Below are 24889 nucleotides of genomic sequence, written 5' to 3'. Positions count from 1 at the left end.
CCCCTCGTCAGACCTCCAGGTCGCCCTCGACCTTGGCGAGGCGGTGGCGGGCCAGCGCGAGGTTGGCGCGCTTGCGGTCCAGCACCAGGTACAGGAAGAGGCCCTGGCCGCTCTTGCCCGTCACCGGGCGGATGATGTGGTACTGCGAGGTCAGGGTGATGAGTATGTCCTCGATGGAGCCCGTGAGTTCCAGCATCTCCATGGTGCGCATCTTGGCGCGTACGACATCGGTGTTGCCCGCCGCCGCGACGTTGAGATCCAGCGCCTGGTTGTCGCCCAGTGCGGCCAGAGCCATCCCGCTGGTGTAGTCGACCAGGGCGACGCCGACGGCGCCCTCGATGGACGACATCGCGTCGGAGAGGGCAGATTCCATTTGAGCCATGAGGGGTAAGACCTTTCATTTCTTGACGGTGTTGCCGGGTATGCGGGGGGTACGTGGGCGTACCGCGCGGGTGCCGCTGCGTGGGGCGCTTATCGGCGGGGCGGTGTGTCCACGAGGGCGCCGATGCGTTCCGCGGCCTTCCTGGCCTGCAGATGGAGCCGCCCCACGTTGGTGTCCGGGCTCGCCACGGCCGTGAGCACCGCGCGGCGTCCGGCGGAGTAGGCCGCGATGTAGCCGTCGGCGCCCCGGGTCAGGGATTCCTCGAAGGCGCCCTGTCCGGTCGCCTCGGTGAGGCGCTGGGCGACCCCGATCGCCGCGGCGGTGAGCGCGGCCAGGCCGTCCGGTTCGATGTCCGGCAGATCATGGGCGATGACCATGCCGTCCACACTCGCCACCATCCCGCCCTGGAAGTGACGTACTTGATCGCGCAACGTATGCAATTCCTCCCGTATCCGGGGTTCGATCGTCATCAGTCTCCTTTTCCTGACGCGCCCTCTGATGACGCGCCTCATGGGGTGCACCGGCTTCGCGCGGCGGAGCTCACAGTTCTTCCTCCAGCGCCGTACGCAGGCGGACGAGGAGGGCGATGGTCGGGTCGGCCGTGTCGAAGACGTCCGGAAGCGGTAACTGCCGGACGGGAGCGGTGTGTTCGACGGCGGCGGGGGCCGGCGCCCCGTCCAGGCAGGCGCCCGGGCGTCGCCGGGGGAGCGGCGTCGGGGGCGGGGGGATCTGGACCAGGCCGGCCGCGGCGAGCAGGCGGATGTCGAGCAGCGTCGCGAACGCCGACTCGCCCAGCGCACGGGCCAGTTCGTACGGGGTGTGCCGGCCGTCGGCGTGGTCGAGCAGCCGCCGCTGGCGGCGGGTGGTGGCGGCCGGTATGCGGGTGCCGACGGGGATGACGGGCGAGGTGTCGGCCGCTGCCCAGGGCTGGAGCCGGTCGAGCAGGGCCCGGCGGCGGGCCGTCGCCTGCAGGAGGGCGGTGGTGCTGACGGGGCGTATGACGCCCAGCCAGTGCGCGGTTCCGGGGGTGAAGGAGGTGGCCCCGGGCAGCAGCGGCAGGGCGAAGAACGCCGCGTCGAGCAGGGCGGCGAGATGGCAGATCTCCAGTTCGCCCTGCGTCAGCCAGCCCTCTTCGACCAGGAATCGGCCGCCGGTCCGCCGGTCCCCGGCCGCTTCGGCTGCGTACTCCCAGCCCTGCGGCGGGACCTTGCCGGCCGCGGTGAGGCGGCTGCCGAGCCCGGGAGCGGCGGTGCTCTCTATGCAGTACACCGCACCGTCGAGGAAGTAGAAGCAGCCGTGCGGACCGGAGAGGGCGCCGGTGACGCGTTCGGCGGCGAACCGGTCGAGCAGCCCGGCCGGAGCGGCCGGGGGAGGAGATATGGGCAGGCCCATGGTGGTTCCCTTACCGTTCGTACGAGGTGGCGGAGCGCGCCGTCAGGACGCGACCAGCTCCGCCGCCAGATCGCGCAGCCGGAGCCGGGCGACGGCGAGATTGGCCTGGGAGCGGTCCAGCCAGAGGTAGAGGTAGGTCTGGCTGTCGAAGGCCGTGTGCACGAAGCGGATGAGGTGGTAGCTGCCCGCGGCCGTGATGATCAGGTCCTCCAGAGCCGGACCGCCGGTGCCCTCGGTGTCGAAGGTGGCGTTGCGCGTGACGGCCTGCACCACATCGGCGGTGTCGGCGGCGGCCGCGTCGTGGTCGCCGTGCGGCGCCTGCCCCGCCGTGCCCAGTGTCAGACCGCTGGTCCAGTCGATCAGTCCGGCGCCGAGCACGCCCGGGATCCCCATGGCTCGGAACAACACCTGATCGATACCCGGCACTTCGGATCTCCTTCGGGACGATTCGGTCATATGGCGCGAAAACGCCGAAGCCCTCCCGTGGCGGTGAGTGGGAGAGCCTTCACGGAAGGTTACTGAAGGGGTGCGTCTGGCACATGCCTCACGGGCAGGTCTACGGCAATTGACGTATTCTCGCCCCTGCGCGCCCCCTCCGACGGCCAACGCGCCGGCCATCAACCAGCCAGGCAGGAAGGGGTGTTGAGACCCCGCCGCGAGTACCGACACTGGTCCTTGCCTTGCTCTCGCTCGGCCAATTGAGCGGTATTCCCCCCAAGTTGACGGCTCCGGTGGTACAGCGGGAGCGGCGAAGGGCGGGCGCCCTTTGCCGACGGTCCTGGCCGGAATGGTGGGGTTCCCCCGCGATCTCCCAGCCGTTCGACAGCGATGTACCGGCCACTCTCCGGTGGATCTTGGCGCAGGGGACCCGCTACAGGGGTCGGGGGGAGCCCGGCGGGGGAGTCGTGCGCAGCCGAGCGGCTCCCGTGCGTCCCCCGGCGAACCGGAGCCGGAGCGGCCGGATACCTACAGCTTGGTAAAGAATTGCGGTTCGAACCTGTTCAAGCGGGCACGGCACCCGTCAGGATCCCTCTGTAAGCCTGTGATCAACGCCGTCAACAGCGGCGCACCATGCAGGGGGAATTGACCACGTGAGAAAATCAGCAGCGCTCGGCGCCGCCGGCACCCTGGTGACCGGAGCGCTCCTCGCCGGAGCGATATCTGCCACGCCCGCCACCGCGGGTGAGCGGCACCAGAGCGGCTCGGCCGAGGCGCACGGCGTACAGACCGCCGCCGCGCGCGCCGCCAAGAAGGGCATCCACTGGCAGGACTGCCCCGACGACTGGGGCTTCAAGTCACCCATCCAGTGCGGCTATGTCGTGGTCCCCGTCGACTACGCCAAGCCCAACGGCCGCACCATCAAGATCGCCGTCGACCGGGCCGTCAGCACCGGCAGCAAGGAGGAGCGCCAGGGCTCCCTCCTGTACAACCCCGGCGGTCCCGGCGGGTCGGGCATGAGGTTCCCGACCCGCATCACCACCAAGAACCCGCTCTGGACCAAGACCGCCAAGGCGTACGACTTCGTGGGCTTCGACCCCCGGGGCGTGGGGCACTCCGCGCCGATCTCCTGCATGGACCCGCAGGAGTTCGTCAAGGCGCCCAAGGCCGACCCGGTGCCGGACAGCGAGGCGGACAAGCGCGTCCAGCGCAAGCTCGCCAAGGAGTACGCCGAGGGCTGTGCCGAGCGCAGCCACGGCCTGCTGCCGTACATGACGACGCCGAACACCGCCCGCGACATGGACGTCATACGTGCCGCGCTCGGTGAGAAGAAGCTCAACTACCTGGGCGTCTCCTACGGCACCTACCTGGGCGCCGTGTACGGGACGCTCTTCCCGGGCCATGTCCGCCGGATGCTCGTCGACAGCGTCGTCGATCCCTCCCGCGAGAAGATCTGGTACCAGGCCAACCTCGACCAGGACATCGCCTTCGAGACCCGCTGGGGCGACTGGAAGACGTGGGTCGCCAAGAACGACGCCGCCTACCACATCGGGGACACCCCCCAGAAGGTCCAGGCGGCGTGGGAGAAGCTGCGGGCGACCGCCAAGAAGGACCCGATCGGCGGCGTCGTCGGCCCCGCCGAGCTCACCGGCTTCTTCCAGAACGCGCCGTACTACGACTCCATGTGGACCACGGTGGCCGAGGTCTGGAGCGCGTACCTCTCCGGTGACAGCAAGCCGCTGGTCAAGAACGCCGGTCCGGACCTCAAGGACACCGCGGGCAACATCTCCTCGGAGAACGGCAACGCCGTCTACACGGCCGTCGAGTGCACCGACGCCAAGTGGCCCACCAACTGGCGCACGTGGGACCGCGACAACACCCGCATCAACGCCAAGGCACCGTTCATGACCTGGTCCAACGCGTGGATGAACCTGCCCTGCGCCACCTGGCCGGTCAAGCAGCAGCATGCGGTCGACGTCAAGACGGGCAAGGGCCTGCCGAACGTGCTGATCGTGCAGAGCGTCCGTGACGCGGCCACGCCCTACGGCGGCGCCGTGGAGCTGCACCGCCGCTTCAAGGGCTCCCGCCTGATCACCGAGCGGGACGCCGGGTCGCACGGTGTCACCGGCCAGGTCAACCCCTGCATCAACAACCGGGTCGACGCGTACTTCCTGGAGGGGAAGACCGACCCCAAGGACGTGACCTGCGCTCCGCACGCCACGCCCCAGCCGGGCAAGGCGCCGGCCAAGGCCGTCGCCAAGGCCGCTGCCGACCTTCTGTCCGCCCCCTGATCCGTCGCGGCAGAAAAGGGGCGGCCGGGATCTTCCCGGCCGCCCCTGTCGCATCCGCGGGGTGGTGGCGCCCGGCCGCTCGCCGACAGCGGCGGATCACCGGCCGGGCGCACGGCGGCTCCGCCGTCCCGGTCCGCCCGCCTCTCTCACCCGGCGAACACCTCGGAGAAGGCGGCCCTGGTGGGGGAGTCCTCGCGGCGGTCCAGCACGGCGAACACGACGCGGTCGAACCAGCCGGCGAAACGGCCACCGGACAGCAGGGCGCCCGCGAACGCCGCTGCCACCTCGGCCGGTTCATTACGGAAGACCCCGCAGCCCCAGGCCCCGAGCACCAGCTGACGGTGCCCGCCGGCCGCCGCCACCTCCAGCACCCGCTCCGCACGCGCCGCCAGCGCCGCCGCCACCCGGCCCGTGTCGGCGGGCTGCCGCCGCGCGATCACCCGGGCATTCGGCGCGGCCGCCGTCAGGAAGCCCGCCTCGTACGGCGCGTCGAGCAGCGTGCCCCGGTCGTCGCGGAACACCGGCACACCGGGGGAGAGGATCACCCGGTCGCTGTAGAACGGGCTGGGATCGGCCCGGTGCGCGGCGTAGAACTCCGGGGCCTCGCGGACACAGGTGTAGAGCGCCGACCCCCGGCACAGCGCCTCCTCCTGGGCCTGCGCGCCGTTGAGATAGCCACCGCCGGGATTGCGCGCCGAGGCGAAATTCAGCACGGCGAGCGGGCCCCGGCCCGTCGCGGCCAGTCGCCGCCCCGCCGTGAGGCTGCCTTCCCCCGTCACCTCGAACACCGTGCGCACCTCCGGCGGCCCCGTCACCGCGACCGGCTCCGGGCCGTACAGCCGGGTCCCGGCCCGGGCCCGGGCGACCGCGTCCGCGATCTCCACCAGCCGGCCGTCCGGGGCGCGGTACGCACCCGCCGTGACGATCCGCTCCGTTTCCTGTGCCATGCCACGCAGCCGGGCGCTCATCGTCGGCACCCCCGTATCCGATCTCTCATGGCGATCAAGGTAGGCGCGGGCCGCGTGCCCCGCCACCGGATATCGGTGTGCCCGGCCGGTCCGCCGGCCTCAGCCCTGACCGCCGCGGTCGGCCAGCCAGCGGTCCTCGGCCGCATAGCCGAACAGCTTCTCGTCCGGGTAGAGGTTCGCCATCGTCGGGAACACCTCCCACCAGTCGCGGCCCTTGATCTGATCGGCCAGCCAGGCCACCGTCTCCGGCAGCGACTCCTCGTACGTCGTCACCGCCCGGTAGCCCAACTCCCGCTCCGCCGCCGTCAGGTCGTAGACGATGGGGTGCGGTGTCGTCCACGGAGTCGTGCCGACCCCGGTCGACGGCGGGGCACCGGCCGGCCCGACGATCTCGCTCGGCGGCGCCCCCATCGCCGCGTCCACCGCCGCGGAGATCTCGGCGACCGTCGGCGCCTGCGGATCGCCCGCATTGAGCACCCGCGAACCCGGCCGGCGCGCCGCCAGCCGGACCAGCTCGGCGAGGTTGTCCACATGGACCGGATGGAAACGGCTGCTGCCGCCGTACGCGAGCACGCGCACCCGCCGCCCGTCCAGCACCCGCTTGACGAAGTACAGCTCACGCGGCAGCGGGCTGTACGGACCATGAATCGCGCCGGCCCGCAGCAGCGTCACCGGTAGCCGGTCGCCCTGCGCCAACAGCGCCCGCTCCAGGGCGATCTTGCGGGTGCCGTAGTCCGCGTCGCCGGGCGGCACGGTCGGCTGGGTCTCGCAGACGGGCACCGGATAGGCCGGGAAGCCGTCGGGCTCGCCCTGGGTGGCGAAGCTGCGTCCCCGGTCGTCCTCGTACACGGCGCCGCTGGAGATCACCACGGCCGAACCGATCCGGTTGGCCAGGCCGGTCAACTGCCGGGCGTGCGCGGCACCGTAGGCCACACAGTCGAGCAGCACGTCACAGCCCTCGCCGAGCAGCCCGGCCAGCGCCGCGTCGTCCTCCCGGTCCACCGCCGCCGAACGGACCTCCGCGGGCCAGGAGTCATCACGCCCGCCGCGCCGGGACGCGGCCGTCACCTCCCAGCCGTCCCGCGCCAGGGCCCGCACCGCCGCGCGCCCGATCTGTCCGCTCGCCCCGATCACCACTGCGCTGCCTGATGTCATGCCGGGACTCTACGAACGCGGGGGCGGCGGCCGCCGCACGGTTCGCCCCCGGCGCAACGATCCCCGGGGCGGGGGCCGGACGGCCGACCGCTCAGGCCGCCCGCCCCTTCCCCGCCCCCTTGCCTTTCCCCTTCCCCGTCCCGGTGCCCTTCGTCTGTCCCCGTCGCCCCTGTGCGCGCGCCTGCGCCTGCGCCTCCGCCTTGGCCTCGCCCGCGTACCGGTCGACGTACTCCTGCCCGGACAGCGCGAGGATCTCGTACATGATCTCGTCGGTGACGGCGCGCAGGATGAAGCGTTCGTCCTCCATGCCCGCGTACCGCGAGAAGTCCAGCGGTGCGCCGAAACGGATGGTGATCCGCATCGCGCGCGGCAGCCGCCGGCCCGTCGGCTGTGCCTCGAAGGTGCCGATCATCGCGCAGGGCACCACCGGTACGCCCGCGGTGACGGCCATCGAGGCGACTCCGGTACGCCCCTTGTAGAGCCGCCCGTCGTGCGAGCGGGTGCCCTCCGGGTAGATCCCCAGGAGGTGGCCCTTGCGCAGGACGGAGAGGCCCGAGGAGAGCGCCGCCCGCGAGGCGCGGCCGCCGGAACGGTCCACCGGGATCTGCCCGACGCCGCGGAAGAACGCCGCGGTCAGCCGCCCCTTGAGGCCGGGCCCGGTGAAGTACTCCGCCTTGGCCAGAAAGGTCACCCGGCGCGGCACGATCGCCGGCATCACGAAGTGATCGGCGAACGAGAGATGATTGCCCGCGATGATCGCCGCGCCCTCTTCCGGGATGTGCTCCAGCCCCTCGATCCGTGGCCGGAACACCAGCCGCAGCAGCGGTCCGAGGAGGAGGTACTTCAGCACCTGGTAGAGCACGGAACAGCTCCCTCTTGCGTCGGGTGGCCATGGCGGTGATGCCGTTCCAGGTCACGAGGGGCTCCGGGACGGCCAGTGAGTTTATGGACACATACCGCCGCCGGTAACCACCTTCGGCCGGATCGATGCTGTCCCCGCCCGGTGTCCAGAGGCCGGACGGACGCGCTCGTCAGGTGCACGCGCACCCCGCTCGCGAGGTTCGCCGGTCTGCCGCGGCTGTCCGAAAACCCGCGCCGGCGGCTCACCCACGGCCACCCGGAACAGGTGCGCGAGGTGCTGCGCCGGACCGTACGACCGAGGGGGCGGACGGCACCGACTTCCCCTGCCGGAGCGGTCAACAGCCGCGCCGGGCCGGCTCGTTCCTCGACGAGGGCCGCCGGCACCCAAACCCCCGCACTCTCGCAGAGACACCTGCCCTTCGGGAATCCCCTTTGGCATCCGCGTACAACTTTCAATTCGTCCTGAACGAGGCACGGTTGGCGCGTCGTACTGTCCGGCAACCGCGCCTGAACCCACGGTTCCAGGCCGAGGACAGGAGTTCAGATGTCTCGAAAGAGAACAGTCGGCCGGCGTCAGAAGATCATTGTCTGCGTCAGTGCCGCGGCGCTGGTCGGCGGCATCGCCATCGCCACCACGGGCACCAGCCAGGCCTCGGTGGCCTGCGACGGGCTGGCCACGGCGCTGAGCAACAACCAGAAGTTCATCGCCGACCAGCAGGCCCACCCGGACGCCCAGTCGGCGGCCCGCATCGCCAACCGGCAAGCCGTGATCAAGGAGATCCAGGTCAAACAGAAAGCCGCCGGCTGCTCCGCGGAGGGGGGCGGGGGTGAGGCCGCGGGCGCGCCGCCGGCGAAGCAGCCACCCGCCGGCGACGCCCCGTCCGGCTCGGCGGATCCGTCCGGATCGGGCGACTCCGCGGCCTCCGGGGCCCCGCCCGCCGCGGGCGGTTCGTCGGCCGACGGCGATGTGGTCTGCCCCGGCTCGACGGTGACCCTCTCCGGCGAGGGCGGCGCTCCGGCGGCGTCCAGCAACCAGTTCCCCACCGGGACCAAGCTGAAGGTGACGAACCTGGACAACAACAAGTCGACGACCGTCTCCGTGACGTCCACCTCGGGCAGTTGTGCGCTGCTGAACAACGCGGCCTTCGAGCAGGTACGTGAGGAGGGGAAGAACCTGATCCGGCGCGCCCGGATCGAGCGTGTGGGGTAGTCCCGGTCCGGTGGCCGGCAGCGGAGCCGCCTCCTCCGTTGCCGGCCACCCTGTCTTCAGGGCGTGGATCGAAGGCCCGTCCGGGCGACCTCACGGCGTGGCCGCTTGTCCACCGGCGCCCGGCGAGGTGGCCTGGGGCCGCTGGGCGCCGCGCGTGCCTGTCGGGCTCCCGCATCCGATCCCACCGACGTTGCCAGGAGGCCTCGATGCCCGTGAGCCGTGGACGCCGATCCGCCCGTACCGCCGTGCTCGCCGCCCTCTCGACGGCCCTGCTCGGCACGCTCGGCGTCGGCCCGGCCGGCGCAGATGAGCCACCCGTGGACCAGGGACTGCAGCTCACCGTGTCCGGATCCGGCAACACCTGGGTCCGCGGGGTACGGCTCAGCTGCCCCGACACCTACCGCCGGCATCCGCATGCGCTCGCCGCCTGTAACGCACTGACCTGGGCGCGCGGAGACCTGGACGCACTGCCCGGCGAGCCGCACTCCTGCACCCGCGAGTACGACCCGGTCACCGTCAGCGCGACCGGCACCTGGCGCGGCAGCCCGGTGAACTGGCGCAAGGAGTTCCCCAACGCGTGCACCATGGACTCCGCCACCGGGCCCGTCTTCCGCTTCTGAGCCGGGCCCCGCGCGCATGCGGGCCGCGCCGTACCCCGCTCGGGCGGGGGCGCTCAGACCGGTCGCACGGCCACCACTCCGATCGTCACCAGCGCCAGCACCACCCAGGAGAACCAGAGCCAGCCATTGGCGCCCAACGCCACGGTGTAGGCGGTCGCCACCACCAGTCCGCTCACCGTGCACACGGCCATCGTCTTAGCAGATCCGGGCATACCCGCAACCTCCTCAGGGCGGTCCGGGCGCCAATGCCACGGGCCGCGGCCATGGGACCATCGTCCCCGGCCGCGGCCCGTACCGCCAGAGTGGCGACCCGCCCGCCCGTCGCCCGACCTCCACCCCCAGAAGACGGCGCTACGCGCCGACCCGCCGTTATCGCCCCCGTGCGTGGAGCGAGGCGAGATAGGCGTTGTAGTCGGCCAGATCCTTGTCGCCGTTGCGGTCGGCGGCCCGGTCCGCGCGCTGCGACTGCCGCGCCTCGGACTTGTACCACTGGTAGACCAGGGCGATCAGCACCACGACGGACGGGATCTCGCTGAAGGCCCAGGCGATGCCGCCGGCGGCCGTCTGGTCCGCCAGTGCCTCGATCCCGAGCGAGGCCGGCGGGTGCACGAAGGTGTCGACCATCGGCTCCGAGGCCATCATCAGCGCGATGCCGAAGAACGCGTGGAACGGCATGCCCGCGAACAGCTCCAGCATCCGCATGACGTAGCCCGGCCGGTGCGGGCCCGGGTCGACCCCCATGATCGGCCAGAAGAACACCAGGCCGACCGCGAGGAAGTGCACCATCATCCCGATGTGCCCGGCCCGCGACTCCATCAGGAAGTCGAACAGCGGGGAGAAGTAGAGCGCGTAGAGGCTCGCGATGAAGAGCGGGATGGTGAACGCGGGGTGCGTGATGATCCGCATGTAGCGGCTGTGCAGCAGCGCCACCAGCAGCTCGCGCGGGCCCTTGCGGCCGCGCCCGGCGGCCGGCAGCGCCCGCAGCGCCAGCGTCACCGGCGCCCCGAGCAGCAGCAGGATCGGCGAGAGCATGCTGACGACCATGTGCTGGACCATGTGCACGCTGAACATCGCCATGCCGTAGTCGTTCAGCTTGGTGCACATCACCAGCGCCACGGTCACGACGCCCAGCGTCCAGGCGACGATCCGGCCCACCGGCCAGGCATCCCCCCGCCGCCGCAGCCGGAGCACCGCCCAGCCGTAGAGGGCCAGTCCCAGCAGGCAGCCGACGAGAAAGAACGGATCACCACCGAACTCCAGGCCCCGCCCCAGCGTGAACGGCGGCAGATCCATGTTCATGCCGTCCATGCCGTGCCCGCTGTGATCCATCCGCTCGCTCCTGATTCGTACCGATACTCCGGCCCACAAGACTAGAACCGCCCCCGGCCGGAACAGCGGCCGGGGGCGGTTCGTACGACGGGTTGGTGCGGACCGGGACCAGGTCCGGCCCGGTGCGGTGACCAGGTCCGGTCCGTGCCCGGTCCGGTGACTAGGTCCGGTCCGGTGCGGTGCTCACAGCACGCACTCGGCCTCGTCATAGCGCTCCACGGGCACCGTCTTGAGCGTCTCGACGGCCTCGGCCAGCGGCACCAGCGTGATGTCCGTGCCGCGCAGCGCCGTCATCATCCCGAAGTCGCCGCGGTGCGCGGCCTCGACGGCATGCCAGCCGAAGCGGGTGGCGAGCACCCGGTCGTACGCGGTGGGCGTACCGCCGCGCTGCACATGGCCGAGGATGACCGGGCGGGCCTCCTTGCCGAGGCGGTCCTCCAGCTCCACGGAGAGCTGCCGGGCGACGCCGGCGAAGCGCTCGTGGCCGTACATGTCCTTGCCGCCGACGTCGAAGGACATCGTGCCCTCGCGCGGCTTGGCGCCCTCGGCGACCACCACGATCGCGAACTTCTTGCCGGCCTCGAACCGCTCGGCCACCCGCGCGGTGAGCTCGTCGATATCGAAGGGCCGCTCCGGCACCACGATGGCGTGCGCACCGGCCGCCATCCCCGAGTGCAGCGCGATCCAGCCGGTGTGCCGTCCCATCACCTCGACGATCATCACCCGCTGATGGGACTCCGCGGTGGTCTTGAGCCGGTCCAGCGCCTCGGTGGCGACACCCACCGCGGTGTCGAAGCCGAACGTCACGTCCGTGACCGCGATGTCGTTGTCGATCGTCTTCGGTACGCCGACGATCGGCAGCCCGGCGTCCGACAGCAGCCGCGCCGCCTTCAGCGTGCCCTCGCCGCCGATCGGGATGATCGCGTCCAGGCCCAGTTCGGCGACGTGGCCGCGGGCACGCTCCACGCCGTCGCGCAGATGGGCGGGCTGGACCCGGGAGGACCCGAGGATGGTGCCGCCGCGCGCCAGGATGCCGCCGACGGCATCGAGGTCCAGCTTGCGGTAATCGCACTCCAGCAAGCCCTTCCAGCCATCGCGGAAGCCGATCACCTCATCGCCGTGATCAGCGGTGGCGCGGTGGACGACGGACCGGATGACGGCGTTCAGGCCGGGGCAGTCGCCGCCGGAGGTGAGGACACCAATACGCATTGCTCGAAAACCCTTGCAACTCAACCGGAGGCCCGGACCCCGTCGTCCGGTTGGATCCCGCTCACCCTACAAGCGCGGGGCCGCCGGGCACACGAACGCCCGCAGTGCGGGACTGCGGGCGTTCGAAAAGGGGGTGATTCCGGCAAATGTCACAGGCGGAGGTCTCGCCTGAACGTGCCGCCAAGCGGCATCAAGCGGGCTGGGTCGCCGCCGCGATCCGCTCCTGGCGCAGCGCCTCGTACCAGCGGTCCTCCACCGGAGGCAGCGCATTGACGTCCAGCGCCAGCTTGATCAGCAGGTCGGCGATGTGCGGATTCCGGGCCATCACCGGACCGTGCATGTACGTGCCGAAGACGGTGTCGTTGTACGCGCCCTCGTAGCCGTCGCCGACGCCGTTGCCCTTGCCGAACCGCACCTTGGCGAACGGCCGGGCCGTCTTGCCCAGATGCGTGACGCCCTGGTGGTTCTCGAAGCCGGTCAGCGGCGGCAGCCCCAACTGCGGGTCGATGTCCGCGAGTACGTCGCCGACGCAGCGCTCCGCCTCGCCGCGGGTGCTCACCACGTCCAGCAGACCCACGCCCTGCTGCCGCTCCCCGAGGTCATTGATGAACTCGTGGCCCAGGATCTGGTAGCCGGCGCAGACCGAGAAGACGATCGCGCCGTTGGAGACCGCGCGGTTCAGTCCGCCGTCACGGATCAGCCGCTCCGAGGCCAGCCGCTGCGGCCGGTCCTCACCGCCGCCGATCAGATAGATGTCGCCGGAGGTGGGGATCTGCTGGTCGGAGCGCACGTCCAGGCGCTGTACGTCCAGACCGCGCTGGCGCGCCCGCCGCTCCACCACCAGGGCGTTGCCCTGGTCGCCGTACGTGCTCAGCAGGTCCGGGTAGATCCACACCAGGCGCAGGCTGTTGTCACTCATGCTCGCTCGTCCTTTACGTCGGTGGACCGTACTCAGTTGCCCACGCGGCGGCGCAGGTCCTGGAAGGCCGTGTAGTTGGCGATGACCTCGATCCGTCCGGGCGGCGCCGTCCGCACCGCCTCGTCGAGGCTCTCGCACACCTGGAAGTCGAGTCCCGCGACCTCCAGGCGCACCGCGAGGTCCAGCTTGCGGTCGCCCAGCACGAAGATCGGGTGCCCGGCCAGCCGGGTGTAGTCGACGTCCCACAGCCAGGAGGTGTCCGTGCCGTCCGCGCCGCGCGCGTTCACCGACATGATCACCGGGGTCGGCGGCGGGTCGATCAGCGAGAACGTCTCCAGCCAGCCGGCCGGGTTCTTCGCCAGCAGCAGCCGCAGCTCCCGCTCCATGAAGGTGACCACGTCGTAGCGGCCGGCCACGGCCTGCACCGAGAACATCCGCTCCAGGGCCACCTGCGGCGGCACCCCGAAGGCGGCGGCGACCGCGGCGGAGGTGGTGGCGTTCGCGCGGTTGGCGCGCCCCGGCAGCTGGAGCTTGATCGGCCAGGCGCTGCCGTGCGGATCGAGGACATGATCGCCGGAGAGCGCCCAGCTGGGCGTGGGACGGCGGAAGCCGCACTCGGCGCAGAACCAGTCCTCGCCCGGCCGCTGCATCACGCCACCGCACGAGGGGCAGGACCAGGCGTCGTCCTTCCATTCCTGCCCGGCCGCGACCCACACCACGTTCGCGGACGACGAGGCCGCCCACACGATCAGCGGGTCGTCCGCGTTGGCGATGATCAGCGCCTTGGAGCCGGCCAGGCCCTCGCGCCAGTGCTCGGCCAGCATCCGGGTCTCCGCGGCGCGGTCGAGCTGGTCGCGCGAGAGGTTCAGCAGCGCTATGGCCTTCGGCGTCGTATCGCGTGCCACACCGGCGAGGTACTTCTCGTCCACCTCGATGACGCCGTACTTGGCGTCCGAGCCGCCGGCCAGTGCCGAGGTGATACCGGCCGGCATATTGGCGCCGAGCGCGTTGGAGACCACCGGACCGCTGGCCCGCAGCGCCTCCGCGATCAGCCGCGTCGTGGTCGTCTTGCCGTTCGTCGCCGACACCAGGATGACGTCCAAGTGCCGGGCCAGCCGCGCCAGCAGGTCGGGGTCGAGCTTGAGCGCCACCCGGCCACCGATCACCGATCCGCTGCCGCGGCCCGCCGCGCGCGACACCGCCGCCGCGGCCTTGCCTGCCGTCACGGCCAGCTTGGCCCGCGGCGACAGCGGCTCCGTGTTGCCTGCCATCGTCCTTGATCCTCCTTGCATCCGGCGCCCGCCTGCCGTACGGCTGCCGGTGGAACGCCTCCTCCGCAGCCGATGACCGGCCGGGGCTTCGGTCGGGGATCAGCCTATCGAGATACGGCGGCGGGCCCGAAACCCGCCACCCATGCGGCGACAACCGGGAGCGGGCCGGGCCGTACCCTTGCCCCCATGCGTTCCCGCACCATCCAGGGCAGTTCCGGACGTGTCCACCCCCTGCGCCTGCTCGGCGACCCGGCCCTGACCGAGCCCTGCCAGGAGGTCACCGCATTCGACGGTGCGCTGGAACGGCTGGTCGAGGACATGTTCGCGACGATGTACGCCGCGCAGGGCGTGGGCCTGGCCGCCAACCAGATCGGCGTTCCGCTGCGGGTGTTCGTATACGACTGTCCCGACGACGAGGACCGCCGTCATCTCGGCCATCTCGTCAACCCCCGGCTCGTCGAGGCCGACGGCCCGGTCCTCCGCGGTCCCGAGGGCTGTCTGTCGCTCCCCGGCATCGAGGCCGGCACCCCGCGCCACGACCACGCGGTCGTGACCGGGGTCAGCGTCACCGGCGAGCCCAGGACGGTGACCGGCACCGGCTTCTTCGCCCGCTGTCTGCAGCACGAGTGCGACCACCTCGACGGTGGCCTCTACGTCGACCGCCTCACCGGGCTGCGCCGCCGCCGGGCGCTGCGGGCGGCGGCCAGGGCTCCGTGGGCCGCGGCGGCGGGGGCGCCCGGCCGCTGAGCGACCGGCGGTCCGCCCCCGGACGGGCCGGTGCTCAGAAGCCGGGACCGTCCTCGCGGTCCTCGACCGTGGCCAGCTGCCCCCAGAGCAGATCGGCCAGCTGCTTGACCAACTGCTCGCGTGAGCAAGGGCGTTCGCGCAGCCACCAGTCGCCGGCGCCGTGCATCATGCCGACGATGCCGTGCCCCCAGACGCGTGCCGTCAGCTCGCCGCCGGGCCCCAGGTCCAGCCGGTCGGTGATCACCTTGGCCAGCTCCTCGCCGAGCCGGCGCAGCAGCGGCGCGGAGTGCCGTCCCACGTCGAAGCCGGTCTCGGGCCCGGTGTCCTCGTCGGACGGGTGCATCAGAAAGCGGTACACCTGCGGCTGGCTCTCGATCGCGAGCAGGTAGGCGTCGAGGGTGGCCTCGACCCGGTCCCGGCGCAGGACGGGTGCGTCCAGCGCGGTGGCCAGATTGGCCAGCAGGGCATCCGTGTGCCGCAGGGCGAGCGCGCGGTACAGCCCGCCCTTGTCCCCGAAGTGCCGGTAGAGGATCGGCTTGGTGATGCCGGCCTCGGCGGCGATGGCGTTCATCGAGGCGTCCGGGCCGTCGCGCAGCACAATGCGCTCGGCGGCCTCCAGCAGCTCCCGCCGCCTGCGCTCGGTCGCCGACTGCTGGCGGCCGCTGCGCTTGGTGCGTTCCATGGTCGTGCTCCCCACCCTTGTGAATCCGTGGCGCTGGCGCAACGTAACACCCGTTCTCCGCGGCGAATTCGTCCTCAGGGGAGTTGACATCCCTTACTGGCGAGTAACACACTTCGGGTTACCGCTAGTAACATCGTACGGCCTGCAGCACTGGAGGGGACATGGCCGAGTTCACCATGGAGCTCAACGACGAGCAGAAGGAAGTCCGTGACTGGATTCACGGCTTCGCTGCGGACGTCATGCGCCCCGCTGCCGCCGAGTGGGACGAGCGCGAGGAGACGCCCTGGCCCGTCATCCAGGAAGCCGCCAAGATCGGGCTGTACTCGCTGGACTTCTACGCCCAGCAGTTCTTCGACCCCACGGGCCTCGGCATCCCCATGACCATGGAGGAGCTGTTCTGGGGTGACGCCGGCATCGGTCTGTCGATCGTGGGCACCGGACTCGCGGCCGTCGGTGTGCTCGCGAACGGCACCGAGGAGCAGATCGGCACCTGGGTCCCGCAGATGTACGGCGACGTGAACGACGTCAAGGTCGCCGCCTTCTGCTCGTCGGAACCGGACGCCGGCTCGGACGTCGCCGCGATGCGTACCCGCGCGGTCTACGACGAGGCCAAGGACGAGTGGGTGCTCAACGGCACCAAGACCTGGGCCACCAACGGTGGCATCGCCAATATCCATGTCGTCGTCGCGGTCGTCGACCCCGAGCTGGGCTCCAAGGGGCACGCCTCCTTCCTCGTCCCCCCGAACACCCCCGGCCTCTCCCAGGGCCAGAAGTTCAAGAAGCACGGCATCCGCGCCTCGCACACCGCGGAGGTCGTCCTGGAGAATGTCCGTGTCCCCGGCCACTGCCTCCTCGGCGGCAAGGAGAAGCTCGACGAGCGCCTCGCCCGCGCCCGCGAGCGCGCGAAGGCCGGCGCCGAGAGGGTCAAGAACGCCGCGATGGCCACCTTCGAGGCGTCCCGCCCGGCCGTCGGCGCGATGGCGGTCGGTACTGCCCGCGCGGCCTACGAGGAGGCCCTGGAGTACGCCACGACCCGCTCCCAGTTCGGCCGCCCGATCATCGACAACCAGGGCGTGGCCTTCCAGCTCGCCGATATGCGCACCCAGATCGACGCGGCCCGGCTGCTGGTCTGGCGCGCCTCCTGGATGGCCGTGACCGGCAAGCCCTTCACCTCCGCGGAGGGCTCCATGTCCAAGCTCTTCGCCAGCGAGGTCGCGAAGAAGGTCACCGCACAGGCCGTACAGATCCTCGGCGGCAACGGCTTCACCCGCGAATACCCGGTGGAGCGGATGCACCGTGACGCCGCCATCTACACGATTTTTGAGGGCACGAGCGAGATTCAGCGGCTGGTGATCGCCCGGACGCTGTCCGGGATGCCGATTCGCTGACGGTCGTCAACTCCGTCAACTCTCCGGCGCCGTCGGCGCTCTTGGCATCGAGGCGATGCCGAGGGTGCCGACGGCGCTCCGGTTTGCCGCCGTGGTGCCGTCCTCCGCCGCGTCGCAAGCGGCGCCGTCTTGCTGCCACGGGGCCCCAGAGTGGCCGCGCCCTCGTCAACCACCCAGCCGCGTTCGGGAATCCGCCCGTACGCGGCTTTTGCGTTCCCAGGGGCCCGGTCTGTGTGCGTACCCCGCGTGCGTCGCTCACCAGGCACCTCTTGACGGGCGGAACGCCTCGCTCTACGTTCCTTCCATAAAGCAAAACATTAATTCCATGATGCGGAATTAAGAACCTCCGGCCCTTCGCTGGAGCGTGCCCGTGACAGGCCGACGCAGGAGTACGCGATGCCTCGAATGACAGCCGCCCGTGCCGCGGTGGAGATCCTCAAGCGGGAGGGCGTGCGCCACGCCTTCGGAGTGCCGGGTGCCGCGATCAACCCCTTCTACGCGGCACTCAAGGGCGCCGGCGGGATCGACCACACGCTCGCGCGGCACGTCGAGGGCGCCTCGCACATGGCCGAGGGCTACACCCGGACCCACCCGGGCAACATCGGCGTCTGCATCGGCACCTCCGGCCCGGCCGGGACGGACATGATCACCGGTCTCTACTCCGCGACCGGCGACTCGATCCCGATCCTGTGCATCACCGGCCAGGCCCCGACCGCGGTGATCCAGAAGGAGGACTTCCAGGCCGTCGACATCGCCTCGATCGCCAAGCCCGTCACCAAGGCGGCCACCACGGTGATGGAGGCGGCCCAGGTCCCCGGCGTCTTCCAGCAGGCCTTCCACCTGATGCGCTCCGGACGCCCCGGCCCGGCCCTGATCGACCTGCCGATCGATGTCCAGCTGACCGAGATCGACTTCGACCCCGAGACGTACGAGCCGCTGCCGGCCTTCAAGCCGGCCGCGACCCGCCCGCAGATCGAGAAGGCGATCCGGTTCCTGCTGGAGTCCGAGCGTCCGCTGATCGTCGCGGGCGGCGGCATCATCAACGCCGACGCCTCCGAGCTGCTGGTCGAGTTCGCCGAGCTGACCGGCACCCCGGTCGTCCCCACCCTGATGGGCTGGGGCATCCTCGCCGACGACCACGAGCTGAACGCGGGCATGGTCGGCCTGCAGACCTCGCACCGCTACGGCAACGCGACCTTCCTGGAGTCCGACTTCGTCCTGGGCATCGGCAACCGCTGGGCCAACCGCCACACCGGCAAGCTGGACGTCTACACCCGGGGCCGCAGGTTCGTCCATGTCGACATCGAGCCGACCCAGATCGGCAAGATCTTCGCCCCGGACTACGGCATCGCCTCGGACGCCAAGGCCGCCTTGGAGCTGTTCGTCGAGGTGGCCAGGGAGCTCAAGGCCGCCGGCAAACTGCCCGACCGCAGCGACTGGGCCGCGTCCACGCAGGAGCGCAAGGCCCAACTGCAGCGCCGTACGCACTTCGACGCCATCCCGATGAAGCCGCAGCGCGTCTACGAGGAGATGAACAAGGCCTTCGGTCCGGAGACCCGCTATGTCACCACCATCGGCCTTTCCCAGATCGCCGGCGCGCAGATGCTGCACGTCTACAGGCCCCGCCACTGGATCAACTGCGGCCAGGCCGGCCCGCTCGGCTGGACAATCCCGGCCGCGCTGGGGGTCGCCACTGCCGCCCCGGAGGCACCGGTCGTCGCGCTCTCCGGTGACTACGACTTCCAGTTCATGCTCGAAGAGCTGGCCGTCGGTGCCCAGCACCAGATCCCGTACATCCACGTCCTGGTGAACAACGCCTACTTGGGCCTGATCCGTCAGGCCCAGCGCAATCTCGACATCAACTTCCAGGTGAACCTGGAGTTCGAGAACATCAACTCGCCGGAGCTGGGCGTCTACGGCGTGGACCACGTCAAGGTCGCCGAGGGCCTGGGCTGCAAGGCCATCCGGGTCACCGATCCGAGCCAACTGGGCGCCGCGTTCGAGGAGGCCAAAAAACTGGCCGCCGAACACCGTGTCCCGGTCGTCGTCGAGGCCATCCTGGAGCGGATCACCAACATCTCCATGGGGGCCGCGGAGATCGACAAGGTGAGTGAGTGGGAGGAGATCGCGACCGAGCCCGGCCATGCGCCCACCGCCATCAAGCCGCTCAAGGTCTGACGCGGGGTCCGATACGGCGGTCGGGCGGGCGGTTGGTCGATCGGGCGGTTGGTCGATTGGTCCCTTCGTCTCCGTTGCCCTTGGCGCGCAGGGCCGGCCACCGGCAACGGGGCCTCGTCCGTCGACGTGATGGCCATCACGTCACCTCCACGGAACGGCCATGCTCTGTTTACCGTTCAATTGGGTGTGGGTGCTGAGGAAGCGCCCCCACCGAACCGCCCCGGCCAGTTCCCCCCGTCTGGCCGGGGCTTCTTCGTGCCCTCTTGCCCCTCTGCCGAGCGTCGCCCCGTCGTGGGCTGCCCCTCGCGCGGCCCGTGGTGACGAGGAGTTACGAAGGCTTGCACCCTGACGACGACTGACGCTCCCCGTGGTGACCCGGCGGCGAGCGACGCCCACGGCGGCCGTCGAAATGCGCGAGCGCGGAGCCCGGCGCACGCTGGAGGCATGACCGAGCATCCGCCTGTCATCGTGCACCCTCCGACGCCGTCCGGTGGCCGGCGGGTGACCGTGCGTGGGCAGATCGTCGGTCTGGCCCACGGCCGCGGCGATGTCGCCGAGTTTCTCCGCCGTGCGGGCGTCGCCGGCCCGGCCGAGGACATCGCCCTCGACGACCCGCGCCTCGTCGAATGGCGCGGCGGCTCGCTGGATGACTGGCCGATGCCGCCGGCCTGAGGCGGCGGGGCGCCGCTGAGGCCATCGCGCTGGGTAGGTCACCGAGCCGGGTGCCGTCCCCTCTTGCTGGTGGTCCTTGCGGCGGTGGCGTCGTAACACGGCGTCGAGTCACCGGAGTTGTCCGTGGACGCCAGCCGGCCTGCCGTGACGGCTTTCTGCCCGTGACGGCGTCCGTCCGCTGAGGAGAACGCTGACAGGCCTTCCATAGACGGTGGCATCCGGCTCCTCCACCGGGCGGCCGAACCAGCTCCTCCACGGGGCGGCCCGACGCCCCGCCGACACTTCCCCGCCCCGTCGGCCCTCTCCCGAACGCACCGTCCGATTTCCGCCAGCGTCCCGGCCTGACCTGCTGCACAGTGGACTCCGTGAGCAACGAGGACAGCAGGTACGAGGCGGTGCGCAGCAGGGACGCCAGATTCGACGGCGCCTTCTTCTTCGCGGTGTCCACGACCGGGATCTACTGCCGGCCGAGCTGCCCCGCCACCACGCCCCGGCGCCGGAACGTCACCTTCTTCCCGACCTCTGCCGCCGCCCAGGGCTCCGGCTTCCGCGCCTGCCGGCGCTGCCGCCCCGATGCGGTCCCCGGCTCCGCGGAGTGGAATGCCCGCGCCGATGTCGTCGGGCGGGCCATGCGGCTGATCAGCGAGGGTGTGGTCGACCGGGAAGGCGTCCGCGGGCTCGCGGCCCGGCTCGGCTACAGCACCCGGCAGGTCCAGCGGCAGCTGAACGCCGAGCTGGGCGCGGGCCCCGTGGCGCTGGCGCGGGCGCAGCGCGCCCATACCGCCCGGATCCTGCTGCAGACCACCGGCCTGCAGGCAGCCGAGATCGCCTTCGCGGCAGGCTTCGCCAGCGTGCGCCAGTTCAACGACACGATCAAGGAGATCTACGCGCTCACCCCGAGCGAGCTGCGCGCCGCGCGCCCCGGCAGGACGGTCCCGTCCGGCCCGGTGGCGCCGTATGCCACCACGGGAGTGCTGCCGTTGCGGCTGGCCTTCCGCGGCCCGTACGCGGCGCGGCAGCTCTTCGACCATCTCCAGCGGCGCGCGCTCACCGGTATCGAGGACATCAGCGGTGAGGTGGGCGCCCGGACCTACCGGCGCACCCTGCGGCTGCCGAACGGAACCGGCGTCGCCGAGGTCGACGAGGTGACCGGCGACGGCTGGCTGAACTGCCGGCTGCGCCTCACCGAGCTGCGCGATCTCACCACCGCGAGCCAGCGGATGCGCCGCCTCTTCGATCTGGACGCCGACCCGTATGCGGTGGCCGAGCGGCTCGGCGAAGACCCCGTTCTGGCCCGGCTGGTGGCACAGCGCCCCGGACTGCGGGCTCCGGGCGCACCCGACCCGCACGAGCTCGCCGTCCGCGCCGTGCTCGGTCAGCAGGTCTCGCTCGCGGCCGGCCGCACCCTCGGTGGCGCGCTGGTTGCCGCCTACGGGGAACCACTGCCGGAACCGGCCGGTCCGCTCACCCATCTCTTCCCCCGTACCGATGACCTGGCACAGGCCTCGCTCGCGGAACTCGGCATGCCCGCGTCGCGGCGGGCGACCCTGCGCACCCTCAGCGCCGCACTCGCCGACGGCACGGTCCCCCTGGACGCCGGAGCCGACCGTGACCAGGTGGAGCACGCACTGCTCGGTCTGCGCGGCATCGGCCCGTGGACCGCCGGCTACATCCGGATGCGCGCCCTCGGGGACCCCGATGTCCTGCTGAGCGGCGATGCGGCCGTACGCGCCGGAATGCGCCGGGCCGGAGCCCCGACGGCCGCTCTGGCGGCGCACGCCCACGGCTGGCGCCCCTGGCGCTCGTACGCGATGCACCACTTCTGGAACGTGCCGACCACGGAGCCGGCCGACATCCGCCCACCCACTACGGAAAGCACCGGACCATGACGCTCTACACCACCCTCGACAGCCCGTTGGGCGAACTTCTCCTGGTGGGCGAGGAATCGGCCACCGCACCGGGCGGCACCGCGCTCGCTTCGGTGTCCCTGCCCGGCCAGAAGGGCGCTGCCAGCGTCCAGGACGGCTGGACGCCCGACCCCGACGCCTTCGCCGCGATCGTCCGGCAGCTGCGCGCGTACTTCGACGGGACGCTGACCCGCTTCAGCATCGAATTCCTCACCCGGGGCACGGACTTCCAGCAGCGGGTGTGGAAGGCCCTGGAGGCGGTTCCGTACGGCACCACGACCACGTACGGGAGGATCGCCGCCGACATCGGTGCGGCGCGCGGTGCGGTGCGCGCCGTCGGCACGGCGATCGGCGCGAACCCGCTGCTCATCGTCCGGCCCTGCCACCGTGTGATCGCCGCGGACGGATCCCTCTCTGGTTACGCGGCCGGGCCCGCGCGCAAGCGGAAGCTCCTCGGCGTCGAGGGCGTCGCCCTGGATGCCGCCTGAGCCCGTCCCGCGTACGTCGGCGAACCCCATGAGCCGCCCCGACGCCCCCTTGGAGGACCTCATGACCCTCACGCCCCCCGAGCGCCGAGCCCGTCCCACCGGGCTCGCCCGGCGCGTCGCGGACGCCGACTGGCCGGCCCTGACCGGCGAACTCGACGAGCTGGGCTGCGCATTGACCCCACGCCTGCTCGGCCCGGCCGACTGCCGCTCCCTCATCGCCCTCTACGACGAGGACCGGCGCTTCCGCTCGACCGTGGACATGGCGCGGCACCGCTTCGGCTCGGGCCAGTACCGCTACTTCGCCGACCCGCCGCCCGAACCCGTCCAGGCCCTGCGCGAGGCGTTCTATCCGCACCTGCTGACCATTGCCCGGGACTGGGCGGACAAGCTCGGCCGGCCGGCGCCCTGGCCGGACACCCTGGAGGAGTGGCTCACCCTGTGCCACGACGCCGGCCAGCGCAAGTCCGCCCAGATCCTGCTGCGTTACGGGGCGGGCGACTGGAACGCGCTGCACCGCGACCTCTTCGGGGAGATGGTCTTCCCGCTCCAGGTCGTCATCGGCCTGGACGAGCAGGGCACGGACTACACCGGGGGTGAGTTCCTCCTCGTCGAGCAGCGGCCGCGCGCACAGTCCCGCGGCACCACCACCGTCCTGCCGCCGGGCCACGGCCTGATCTTCACGACCCGCGACCGCCCCGTCCGCTCGGCCCGCGGCTGGTCGGCCGGCCCCGTACGCCACGGCGTGAGCACCGTCCGCTCGGGCCACCGGCACTCCCTGGGCCTGGTCTTCCACGACGCCTGACGACACGGTGGCCCTGCGCCGGGCCGAGGGCGGTCCCCGGCGGGTCAGAGCATCGAGCCACCGGTGACGTCGATGCGCTGGCCGGTGATCCAGCGGGAGTCGTCCGAGGCCAGGAACGCGGCGACGTCCGCGATGTCCCCGGGCCGGCCGATCCGGTTGAACACCGAATAGGCCGCCAGCGCGGCCCGCCCCTCGGGCGTGGCCCGCCGCGCCGCGGTCACATCGGTCTCGACCCAGCCGGGGGCGAGGGTGTTCACCGTGATCCCGCGCGCGCCGAGGTCCTTGGCGAGGGTGAGCGTGAGGGTGTCCACCCCGCCCTTGGAGACGCTGTAGGCGATCTGCGACGGGTGCGCCGTACTCGTCACCGCTGACGAGACGTTGATGATGCGTCCGCCGTCACGCATCCTGCGCAGACCGTGCTGGACGAGGAAGAGCGGGGCCCTGATGTTGACCGCGATGGTGCGGTCGAACTCCTCGTAGGTCACCTCGTCTATGCGCCCGGGGAAGTTGAGCGCCGCGTTGTTGACGAGAACATCGAGGCCCGGTTCCGCACCGAAGGCGGCGAGTTCGGCGTCGAAGGCAGCGAAGAGGGCTTCGGCATCACCAGGGACTCCCAGTTCGGCTCCGATCATGAACGCCCGGCCGCCCGCGCTCGTGATGCGCTCGACCGTCTCCTTGGCCGCGGCGTCATTGCTGCCGTAGTGGACGGCGATCAGCGCACCGTCCTCGGCGAGACGCTGGGCGATGCCCCGGCCGATGCCACGGCTGGCTCCCGTCACCAGTGCGGTCTTTCCCTTGAGGTCACCCATGATCTGAAGGCCTTTCTGGTACCTGAAGTGGGCATGCCGCGCGCCACGACGTGAACGGGGGTGCGGTGGCTGCCGGGTGCCCGGCAGCCGGCCGGGTCTACGAGTGCTCCGCACGGCACGACGTCCGGTGCCGTGCGGGGGGTGGTGGTCCGTCGGGGCGATGCCCAGGACGCGTCCGCGAGCGGTGGGCTCAGGGGCGCGCGTCCAGCGCCGTCAGGGTGGAGACGAAGACCGGCTCGCCGTCCTGGGAACCGGTGACCTGGATCGTCGTGGTGCAGGGGAGCGCGGACGGGACGCGCCGCGCCTCGATGAAGCAGGGGGTGCCGTGTTCCGCGTAGCGGCGGAATTCCGTGCCGAAGGCGTACGGGACTAAGGCCTGAGGCGCGGTCAGCGCCCGGGCGGCCTGCTGCGCGGCGTCGAGCAGCAGCATGCCCGGGATGTGGTCGTTGGCGGGGTTGACCATCGCGGCATGGCCGGGTGCGATACGCAGCTGCCAGCGGTCGGGCCGGCCGGTGGGGGAGAGCAGGACATCGCTGTCATGCGCGCTGCCGGTCAGCTCGTGCGGGACGGGTGCGGGAAGCGGTTCGAGGACGCGGCGCGCGGTCAGCCGAGCACCGCGGATCCGGCGGTAGACGGCCGGTGAGGTGACCGTGACGTCGGAGTGGCCCGTCGCGACCGTCCGCCCCGCCCTGCGGATGGTCATGTCGAAGTGACCACTGGTGAGCGTGCCGGACCGGAAACGCGTCCGGCTGCAATGGACATCGACCGTCAGCGGGGTCGGTCCATGGCCAACCGTCAGGTCCTCGGGATGAGTTGTGTACACCAGGTCGCCGAGGATGAAATGGTGCCCGACCGGTACGCCGAGCTCGGTATGGCACAGCAGCAGCCCTGCCTGGCGGATGGTCTCGCCGGTGAGAATGAGGTGGTGGCGGCCGTGGACCGGCCTGAAGTACCCGTGGTCGTGCGGCCACTGGGCGGTCAGCGAGAAGTGGGAGGCGTCCCGCCGACGCCATGAGGTGACCAGAATGTCGTCGACGAGTGGGCGGTGTACGAATTCCCGGGGGACGCAGGCGTCTCGGTGGTCTCCGGAAGCGGCCTGATTGCGGTTCAGCGGCGCCTGAAGTGGAGCCCTGGGCTGAATAGCGCCGCTGACGTGCATCGTGTCGCTCAT

Annotated in this window: 25 protein-coding genes; 10 read left to right on the top strand and 15 right to left on the bottom strand. The window is 71.3% G+C overall.

Features of this window, described 5'->3' with window-relative positions:
- Positions 1–7: 7 nt before the first annotated feature.
- From EST54_RS00465 to EST54_RS00450, 4 genes are all read right to left on the bottom strand, one after another.
- Positions 8–382, bottom strand: a complete 375-nt coding sequence (locus tag EST54_RS00465; RefSeq protein WP_129243523.1) for a roadblock/LC7 domain-containing protein — start codon at positions 380–382, stop codon at positions 8–10.
- Between the two features lie 89 nt (positions 383–471).
- A complete protein-coding gene (locus EST54_RS00460; RefSeq protein ID WP_129243520.1) occupies positions 472–852 on the bottom strand; it encodes a roadblock/LC7 domain-containing protein in 381 nt (126 codons plus the stop codon).
- 70 nt (positions 853–922) lie between these two features.
- The gene (locus EST54_RS00455) at positions 923–1774 is read right to left on the bottom strand and encodes a hypothetical protein (RefSeq protein WP_129243517.1); all 852 of its coding nucleotides are present in this window, start codon (positions 1772–1774) and stop codon (positions 923–925) included.
- A gap of 42 nt (positions 1775–1816) precedes the next feature.
- Positions 1817–2200, bottom strand: coding sequence for a hypothetical protein (locus tag EST54_RS00450; protein ID WP_129243514.1), 384 nt, complete (start codon positions 2198–2200; stop codon positions 1817–1819).
- A gap of 665 nt (positions 2201–2865) precedes the next feature.
- On the opposite strand from EST54_RS00450, the gene EST54_RS00445 reads away from it, so the two are divergent.
- Complete coding sequence (locus tag EST54_RS00445) at positions 2866–4503, top strand: alpha/beta hydrolase (protein ID WP_129243511.1); 1638 nt, start codon at positions 2866–2868, stop codon at positions 4501–4503.
- A gap of 146 nt (positions 4504–4649) precedes the next feature.
- On the opposite strand, the gene EST54_RS00440 is transcribed toward EST54_RS00445, so the two are convergent.
- From EST54_RS00440 to EST54_RS00430, 3 genes are all read right to left on the bottom strand, one after another.
- Complete coding sequence (locus EST54_RS00440) at positions 4650–5471, bottom strand: TIGR02452 family protein (protein ID WP_129243712.1); 822 nt, start codon at positions 5469–5471, stop codon at positions 4650–4652.
- 99 nt (positions 5472–5570) lie between these two features.
- Positions 5571–6626, bottom strand: coding sequence for an NAD-dependent epimerase/dehydratase family protein (locus EST54_RS00435; protein ID WP_129243508.1), 1056 nt, complete (start codon positions 6624–6626; stop codon positions 5571–5573).
- 91 nt (positions 6627–6717) lie between these two features.
- On the bottom strand, positions 6718–7488 hold the full coding sequence (locus EST54_RS00430) for a lysophospholipid acyltransferase family protein (RefSeq protein ID WP_129243505.1): 771 nt from the start codon (positions 7486–7488) through the stop codon (positions 6718–6720).
- Between the two features lie 543 nt (positions 7489–8031).
- On the opposite strand from EST54_RS00430, the gene EST54_RS00425 reads away from it, so the two are divergent.
- Positions 8032–8697: a hypothetical protein gene (locus EST54_RS00425; RefSeq protein WP_129243502.1), complete on the top strand. Its 666-nt coding sequence runs from the start codon at positions 8032–8034 to the stop codon at positions 8695–8697.
- A 206-nt stretch (positions 8698–8903) separates the two neighbouring features.
- Positions 8904–9317 (top strand): SSI family serine proteinase inhibitor, encoded by a 414-nt coding sequence (locus EST54_RS00420; protein WP_129243499.1) that lies wholly within the window; start codon positions 8904–8906, stop codon positions 9315–9317.
- A 53-nt stretch (positions 9318–9370) separates the two neighbouring features.
- Here the strand turns inward: EST54_RS00420 and EST54_RS34500 are convergent, their stop codons facing one another.
- From EST54_RS34500 to EST54_RS00400, 5 genes are all read right to left on the bottom strand, one after another.
- Positions 9371–9529 carry a hypothetical protein gene (locus EST54_RS34500; protein ID WP_167511453.1) on the bottom strand — a complete coding sequence of 53 codons (159 nt, stop codon included), beginning with the start codon at positions 9527–9529 and terminating at the stop codon, positions 9371–9373.
- A gap of 157 nt (positions 9530–9686) precedes the next feature.
- Positions 9687–10646, bottom strand: a complete 960-nt coding sequence (locus EST54_RS00415; RefSeq protein ID WP_129243496.1) for a cytochrome c oxidase assembly protein — start codon at positions 10644–10646, stop codon at positions 9687–9689.
- 183 nt (positions 10647–10829) lie between these two features.
- The gene (locus EST54_RS00410; RefSeq protein ID WP_129243493.1) at positions 10830–11855 is read right to left on the bottom strand and encodes a 6-phosphofructokinase; all 1026 of its coding nucleotides are present in this window, start codon (positions 11853–11855) and stop codon (positions 10830–10832) included.
- Positions 11856–12045: 190 nt separating this feature from the next.
- Positions 12046–12774, bottom strand: a complete 729-nt coding sequence (locus EST54_RS00405) for a type 1 glutamine amidotransferase (RefSeq protein WP_093487645.1) — start codon at positions 12772–12774, stop codon at positions 12046–12048.
- Positions 12775–12806: 32 nt separating this feature from the next.
- Positions 12807–14045: a Mur ligase family protein gene (locus tag EST54_RS00400; RefSeq protein WP_093487647.1), complete on the bottom strand. Its 1239-nt coding sequence runs from the start codon at positions 14043–14045 to the stop codon at positions 12807–12809.
- 186 nt (positions 14046–14231) lie between these two features.
- On the opposite strand from EST54_RS00400, the gene def reads away from it, so the two are divergent.
- Entirely contained in the window at positions 14232–14792 is a 561-nt protein-coding gene (def, locus tag EST54_RS00395; protein WP_129243490.1) for a peptide deformylase, read from the top strand.
- 34 nt (positions 14793–14826) lie between these two features.
- On the opposite strand, the gene EST54_RS00390 is transcribed toward def, so the two are convergent.
- On the bottom strand, positions 14827–15474 hold the full coding sequence (locus EST54_RS00390) for a TetR family transcriptional regulator (protein WP_129243487.1): 648 nt from the start codon (positions 15472–15474) through the stop codon (positions 14827–14829).
- Between the two features lie 161 nt (positions 15475–15635).
- On the opposite strand from EST54_RS00390, the gene EST54_RS00385 reads away from it, so the two are divergent.
- From EST54_RS00385 to EST54_RS00360, 6 genes are all read left to right on the top strand, one after another.
- Positions 15636–16862 carry an acyl-CoA dehydrogenase family protein gene (locus EST54_RS00385; protein WP_129243484.1) on the top strand — a complete coding sequence of 409 codons (1227 nt, stop codon included), beginning with the start codon at positions 15636–15638 and terminating at the stop codon, positions 16860–16862.
- Between the two features lie 396 nt (positions 16863–17258).
- Positions 17259–19040: a glyoxylate carboligase gene (gene gcl, locus EST54_RS00380; protein WP_129243481.1), complete on the top strand. Its 1782-nt coding sequence runs from the start codon at positions 17259–17261 to the stop codon at positions 19038–19040.
- 444 nt (positions 19041–19484) lie between these two features.
- The gene (locus tag EST54_RS00375; RefSeq protein ID WP_006608014.1) at positions 19485–19712 is read left to right on the top strand and encodes a hypothetical protein; all 228 of its coding nucleotides are present in this window, start codon (positions 19485–19487) and stop codon (positions 19710–19712) included.
- A 365-nt stretch (positions 19713–20077) separates the two neighbouring features.
- Positions 20078–21601, top strand: a complete 1524-nt coding sequence (locus EST54_RS00370) for an AlkA N-terminal domain-containing protein (protein WP_174857364.1) — start codon at positions 20078–20080, stop codon at positions 21599–21601.
- Positions 21598–22107 (top strand): methylated-DNA--[protein]-cysteine S-methyltransferase, encoded by a 510-nt coding sequence (locus tag EST54_RS00365; protein ID WP_129243475.1) that lies wholly within the window; start codon positions 21598–21600, stop codon positions 22105–22107. The genes EST54_RS00370 and EST54_RS00365 overlap by 4 nt, the downstream gene beginning before the upstream one ends.
- Positions 22108–22168: 61 nt before the next feature.
- Entirely contained in the window at positions 22169–22909 is a 741-nt protein-coding gene (locus EST54_RS00360; protein WP_129243472.1) for a 2OG-Fe(II) oxygenase, read from the top strand.
- A 44-nt stretch (positions 22910–22953) separates the two neighbouring features.
- Here EST54_RS00360 and EST54_RS00355 read toward each other — a convergent pair whose 3' ends face one another.
- Both EST54_RS00355 and EST54_RS00350 read right to left on the bottom strand, forming a co-directional pair.
- Positions 22954–23718, bottom strand: coding sequence for an SDR family oxidoreductase (locus EST54_RS00355; protein ID WP_129243469.1), 765 nt, complete (start codon positions 23716–23718; stop codon positions 22954–22956).
- Between the two features lie 190 nt (positions 23719–23908).
- A complete protein-coding gene (locus EST54_RS00350; RefSeq protein WP_129243466.1) occupies positions 23909–24889 on the bottom strand; it encodes a ScbA/BarX family gamma-butyrolactone biosynthesis protein in 981 nt (326 codons plus the stop codon).

This window comes from Streptomyces sioyaensis (assembly GCF_004122735.1).
Lineage (GTDB): Bacteria > Actinomycetota > Actinomycetes > Streptomycetales > Streptomycetaceae > Streptomyces > Streptomyces sioyaensis.
Note: the sequence above shows the minus strand (reverse complement) of the source record. Positions and strands in the feature narration are given on the sequence as shown.